This window comes from Okeania sp. SIO2B9 (assembly GCF_010672505.1).
Lineage (GTDB): Bacteria > Cyanobacteriota > Cyanobacteriia > Cyanobacteriales > Microcoleaceae > Okeania > Okeania hirsuta.
This window is the reverse complement of record NZ_JAAHGK010001070.1, coordinates 1-2,708: the sequence shown is the minus strand read 5'-3', so window position 1 is coordinate 2,708 and position 2,708 is coordinate 1. Positions and strand designations below refer to the sequence as shown.

Annotated in this window: 3 protein-coding genes; 2 read left to right on the top strand and 1 reads right to left on the bottom strand. The window is 39.0% G+C overall.

Annotation, left to right across the window (positions count from 1 at the left end; genetic code table 11):
* Both F6K13_RS35455 and F6K13_RS27330 read left to right on the top strand, forming a co-directional pair.
* A partial coding sequence (locus F6K13_RS35455; RefSeq protein ID WP_353735726.1) for a DUF3038 domain-containing protein occupies nt 1-75 on the top strand: 75 nt, incomplete at its 5' end.
* Nucleotides 76-592: 517 nt separating this feature from the next.
* A complete protein-coding gene (locus F6K13_RS27330; RefSeq protein WP_124146730.1) occupies nt 593-2,194 on the top strand; it encodes a DUF4335 domain-containing protein in 1,602 nt (533 codons plus the stop codon).
* 326 nt (nt 2,195-2,520) lie between these two features.
* Here F6K13_RS27330 and F6K13_RS27325 read toward each other — a convergent pair.
* Nucleotides 2,521-2,708: hypothetical protein (locus tag F6K13_RS27325; protein WP_287289029.1), on the bottom strand; the 188-nt coding region annotated here is incomplete at its 5' end.

Sequence of the window (2,708 nt, the reverse complement as noted above, 5' to 3'; positions counted from 1 at the left end):
AAATTATTAGTGAATTTGTTATTTTATAGTTCTCCTCAAGGGTGTAGTCGTCTTTGGTCAAGTCTGAAATTTTAGATCCTGAAATCATACTAAATTTTTAGTATGAAGCAAAACGCTTAAGCAGAATTCAAAATACTGATTTCACAAAAAATTAAAAAAATCAATTGATTGATTAAAAAAGTTTTAAGCATGGTAGAGAATTAAGAATGATTGAGTAAACGGTAAATTTCAGATAATTTAAACTGTTTCATACCTTAATTCTCTTTTGATTTTTTGAGATAAAATTTATCCCTGTATACTAAATTAAAAAAATTATATGATGATATCTTAACCTCTTGGCTACTTATCTATATAACTCAACTATAATTAAATTGATATGAGGAAATTATTGTTAAAGCTGTAGATTAAGATAATTTAATCTTTTCTCTGGCGGGTTTAATACACCACCTTACAGGTGGTGCTTAAAATTATTTAGGGCGATCGGACATGCACGCGGTCGGTGGTTTACTATCCATAAGCAATTTTACCCTCTGCCTTCTGCCTTCTGCCTTCTTCCTTCTTCCTTCTTCCTTCTTCAATCAAATGTTTTCAAATGCCTTCACGAAGTTATACTCCCCCAACTTGTACGCTAAAATTTACAGCTAGAGGTTTAGCGGTCTTAAAATGGATCGGTATTTCCAGAAAACAACGCTTTAGCCTTAGTTTTGATGATCCCAGGGTATCAGAAACAGAACATATTACACTGAGGGGTGGCCGCAGTGAATTAGACGCTCTCCACAAAGTTGTTACCACTTATGTACAAGAATTTCTTAGTAAATCTCCTGAATTACCTCTAGACAATGAAAATAATAAAGGAGAAGAAAACAATAGCACTGCAACAGAGTCAAACTCACAAACAAAAATTCAGGAAGAGATCACCGAAGTTGCTGATGCCAAACTTTCGATACCTAATTCCCCACCTCCAATAAACGGTCAAACTATTTATCTACAACCACGAGACTTATTAAACCACGATCTATTTTTGGGGTCTCTAGCGACTAAAGAGTCAGGAAGTTTTATTACCATGAGTATGTTGCAACTATTTGACCTGGCGATTGCTCTAGATGAATGTGAAGCAGATATACAGACATTACCTCAGTTTAAGTCTGACAGTGAAGTTACACCTCTTCCTGAATGGTTGCGGAGTGCGGTACTAATTATCATCAGCGCTGGTCTAACAGTTAGCGCCATTAAATTATATGACCGCTACGCAATTAGTCGCAAACCACAAAATGAGCCTAATATTATTGCTTCTCCACCAAGCAATAGTTCACCAATTCCAACACCACCAACAAATTTACCAACACCAACACCAACAGTAACTCTATCACCATTACCAACACCACCAACAAATCTACCAACACCAACTATTACTAGACCATCTCCAATTCCTACACCATCTCCTCTATTTCCTAGACAAAACCCAGCGTCACCCGCTCCGAATAACTTGCCACCACCTCTGAATGATTTTTCTCGTCCTCCTCAAAATCAGGGAAATGCTACAACAGTAGTTATTCCCGCACAACCAACAATACTGCCACCAGTTCCTGTTGCACCACCAACGACACCGCCACCAGTTCCTCCACCAGCAATACCTAACTATGGGGTGTCAGTACAACCAAGACCTCCTGTACAACCGCCCCCAAATTTACAAATTCCACCTGCACCAAACCGACCTCTACCACCAGCACTTAATAGAGGAGGTGGGGTAAGACCTTATGTAGATGTGAGTCGTATTCCGGTCAATGTTCCTAGAGCAATTGATTTACCGACCTTGGAAGATGTAGAACCAGTTGCTTTACGCGATCGCGAATCTGTGGTTGAACCTAGTGAAAATGCTGGCAGGAAACCGAAATCTACATTATTCGATCGAATTCCCCAAGTTGCAGAGGTAAGAGAATATTTTGAAAAAAGTTGGGAACCGCCATCAGATTTAGATAGGAATTTGCAGTATAGTTTGTTATTAAACGGTGATGGTTCGGTGAAAAAGGTAACTCCAATTGGTCTAGCATCTGTTGAGTTTTATGGTAATACAAAGATGCCTTTAGAAGACCAAGTTTTTGTCTCTAATATTGAGGGCGATAAGACTGCTAAAATTCGATTGGTTTTGAGACCAGATGGTCAAGTTCAGACTTTTTTAGAGTCTTTGAATTGAGGAGTCAGGAGTCAACCCACCCCTAACCCCTCCCCTCCTGGCAGGGGAAAGACCGAGTCAGGAGGGAAGAGAATTTAGAAAGATTTGTGCTCTGGTTGAAGATGAAACATTGTTTTATATCCAATTAAGTGGATTTGATATTAGACATCTCCAATCATCCAAAATACAGCCAATCATAGTACATAAATTATCAATTATTTCCCCCCTACTCCCTACTCCCTCTTTTCTTAAATAGGGTTTGCTGAATAAAATTGTAATTAATACCTGTAAAGGCTTCCAGGGTTAAATATTTATGAAAAAGTGCAAGGTTTTTGGCTGTTGTAGTCTCAAAATGCTAATACTTTTCCGCTGAAATGCCGAAAATTTGGCCGTAGCAGATAGTCTAAACTCACCAAACCATCTAGTGGATACTCATAGCGAAATTTCAGTAAACCGGCAACACAGCCTGCCCCCAACATAGCGACCAGCATACAAAGAACAGGCACCAGCTTAGATTGGCGACGGGCTTTTTCGC

Coding starts and splice junctions, on each gene's coding strand:
- F6K13_RS27330 (WP_124146730.1), top strand. CDS start 593: ATGCCTTCACGAAGTTATACTCCCCCAACTTGTACGCTAAAATTTACA.